The 2,972-nt window shown below is 61.8% G+C and carries 2 protein-coding genes; both read left to right on the forward strand.

Translation table 11 applies throughout. From position 1 onward, the window contains the following. Window positions 1-74 precede the first annotated feature (74 nt). The gene (locus QOC89_RS29545) at window positions 75-1,574 is read left to right on the forward strand and encodes an aldehyde dehydrogenase family protein (protein ID WP_323048281.1); all 1,500 of its coding nucleotides are present in this window, start codon (window positions 75-77) and stop codon (window positions 1,572-1,574) included. 157 nt (window positions 1,575-1,731) lie between these two features. Continuing rightward, window positions 1,732-2,904 carry an FAD-binding oxidoreductase gene (locus QOC89_RS29550; RefSeq protein WP_323048282.1) on the forward strand — a complete coding sequence of 391 codons (1,173 nt, stop codon included), beginning with the start codon at window positions 1,732-1,734 and terminating at the stop codon, window positions 2,902-2,904. Window positions 2,905-2,972 lie beyond the last annotated feature (68 nt).

Here is a 2,972-nt window from a genome sequence, read left to right on the forward strand (position 1 = left end):
TTGCCGCCAGAAAATCCCGCGTGTATAGTTTCCGAACTTACTCTTGTTTCGCATCGGAAATTAAAGGGATTCTCATGGACGCTTCCACCATCCTCGCCGACCTCGGCATCGCCCACGCGGCACAAGCCGGCGACATCGCGGTTCATTCGCCGATTACCGGCGAACTCATTGGCCGCGTGGCCAGCAACACGGTGGCGGAAGTCGACGCGGCCCTCGCCAATGCAAAAGAAGCGTACACAGCCTGGCGCAACGTCCCGGCGCCGCGCCGCGGCGAACTGGTGCGTCTGCTCGGCAACCGTCTGCGCGAGAAGAAGCAGGCGCTCGGCAGCATCATCACGCTCGAAACCGGCAAGATCCTGCAGGAAGGGATGGGCGAAGTGCAGGAAATGATCGACATCTGCGACTTCGCGGTTGGTCTGTCGCGTCAGTTGTACGGTCTGACAATCGCCTCGGAGCGGCCGGGCCATCGTATGGCTGAAACGTGGCATCCCATGGGTACGTGCGTCGTCATCTCGGCGTTCAACTTTCCGGCAGCGGTGTGGTCGTGGAATGCGGCGCTCGCGCTGGTGTGCGGCAACGCGGTGATCTGGAAACCGTCGGAAAAGACGCCGCTCACCGCGCTCGCCGTCAACCAGATTCTCAGCGAGGCATTGAAGGAATTCGGCGACGTGCCGGCCGGCCTGACCGCACTGATCAACGGCGGCCGCGACGTCGGCGCGAAGCTGGTGGCCGACCCGCGTGCGTCGGTCGTCAGCGCGACGGGCAGCACGGAAATGGGCCGCACGGTCGGCGTCGAAGTGGCGAAACGCTTCGGCCGCTCGCTGCTCGAACTCGGCGGCAACAACGCGGGTATCGTCGCGCAAACCGCGGATCACGAACTCGCGATGCGCGGCATCCTGTTCTCGGCGGTCGGCACGGCGGGGCAGCGTTGCACGTCGCTGCGACGTCTGTTCGTGCACGAGAGCGTGTATGACAAAACCATCGAACGTCTGAAGCAGTTGTACAGCAAGGTGCCGATCGGCAATCCGCTGGAAAAGGGCACGCTGATGGGCCCGCTGATCGACAAGCAGGCGTACGCCCGCATGCAGGAAGCACTGCAACAGGCCGCGGCAGAAGGCGGCAAGGTGTTCGGCGGCGAGCGCGTCGAAGTAAAGGGCCATGAAGGCGGTTACTACGTGCGTCCGGCTATCGTCGAAATGCCGTCGCAAACGGCGGTGGTGTTGAAGGAAACCTTTGCCCCGATTCTCTACGTGCTGCGCTACGCGGATTTCGCGGATGCGGTCGAGGCGAACAATGCGGCAGTGCACGGTTTGTCGTCGTGCGTGTTCACAACCGATCTGCGCGAAGCCGAACGCTTCCTGTCCGACTCGGGCAGCGACTGCGGTATCGCTAATGTGAACATCGGACCGAGTGGCGCGGAAATTGGCGGCGCGTTCGGTGGCGAGAAGGAAACCGGCGGTGGCCGTGAATCGGGTTCGGATGCGTGGAAGGCCTACATGCGCCGCGCGACCAACACGGTCAACTATTCGTCGGCGCTGCCACTTGCGCAGGGCATCGACTTCAATATCGGCTGATGCGTCAAGCAGCGGTAGAGCATTAAAGCAATGAAGCGGTCGCGCATTTCAGCAGAAAGCAGCGGCGCATTCACGCGCCGCTGTTCACCCTCTCTTTCAGTAATCCGTTGGCTTCGGCCGCCGTTTCTGAGCGGCCACACTACTCGTGGAGTGAGACGTGAGTTCCAAAGTCGTGATCGTCGGCGGTGGGGTGATCGGCAGCTCGATTGCGTATTTCCTGCGGCTGTCCGATCCGACGGTCAGCGTTACGGTGATCGAGCGCGATCCGACTTATGCGCGTTCGTCGTCGGCATTGTCGGCGGCCTCTATTCGTCAGCAATTCTCTACGCCGCTTTCCATTCGGATGTCGCTCTTCGGCATCGAGTTTTTGCGCTCGATCGGTGAGCGGCTCGAACTCGACGGCGCGAAACCGTCGATCGATCTGCACGAGGGCGGCTATCTTTTTCTCGCCACCGCCGGCGGCGAAACAACGCTGCGCGAGAATCACGCGCTTCAAAAAAGCCTTGGCGCCGATATCAGTCTGCTCGACAGAACTGCGCTGCGAGCACGCTTTCCCTGGCTCAATACCGAAGATCTTGTCGCCGGTGCCTATGGCGAAAGTGGTGAGGGTTGGTTCGACGGCTATGGCCTCGTGCAGGCGCTGCGCAAGAAGGCCCAGGCGCTCGGTGCACGCTATGTTGCCGCCGACGTCACCGCGCTGCATCGCGACGGTAATCACGTCACGCAAGTGCAGACCGCGAGTGGCGAGACCTACGCGTGCGACGTTGTTGTGAACGCCGCAGGCGCCTGGTCACGCAAGGTCGCGCAGATGGCCGGCATCGACCTTCCGGTGTTCGCCCGGCGCCGTAGTATTTTCAATGTCACCTCGCCCGCGCGGCTCGAGGATTGTCCGTTGCTGATCGATCCGAGCGGCGTGTATTTCCGGCCCGAGGGTCAATCGTTCATCTGCGGTACGTCGCCGTCGGCGGATAACGACCCCGACGATTTGCCGCTCGACGAAGTCGATCACGCACTATTCGACGACGTGATCTGGCCGACGCTCGCGCATCGCGTGCCGCAATTCGAAGCGCTGCGCGTGCAGAACTGCTGGTCCGGCTACTACGAATACAACGTGCTCGATCAGAATGCGATCATCGGCTATCACCCGGATGTCGATAACTGCATTTTTGCCAATGGTTTCAGCGGGCACGGTTTGCAACAAGGTCCGGCAACGGGCCGTGGCATCAGCGAATTGATTCTGCATGGCCGCTACACGACGCTCGATCTCGGTTCGTTGAGTTTCACGCGTGTACTTGAAAACCGGCCGATCGTGGAGAAGAACGTGGTTTAGCGGCGCGCGCCGTGGCACGGCCTGCACGCCGCAGGAATTGCTCGTGACCACGGGGTCGCAGCAAGGCT

The organism is Paraburkholderia sp. (assembly GCF_034668105.1).
In the GTDB taxonomy this organism is placed as follows: domain Bacteria; phylum Pseudomonadota; class Gammaproteobacteria; order Burkholderiales; family Burkholderiaceae; genus Paraburkholderia.

Bases quoted from the DNA above. Each gene is read 5' to 3' on its own strand.
- QOC89_RS29545 (WP_323048281.1), top strand. From the start codon at position 75: ATGGACGCTTCCACCATCCTCGCCGACCTCGGCATCGCCCACGCGGCA.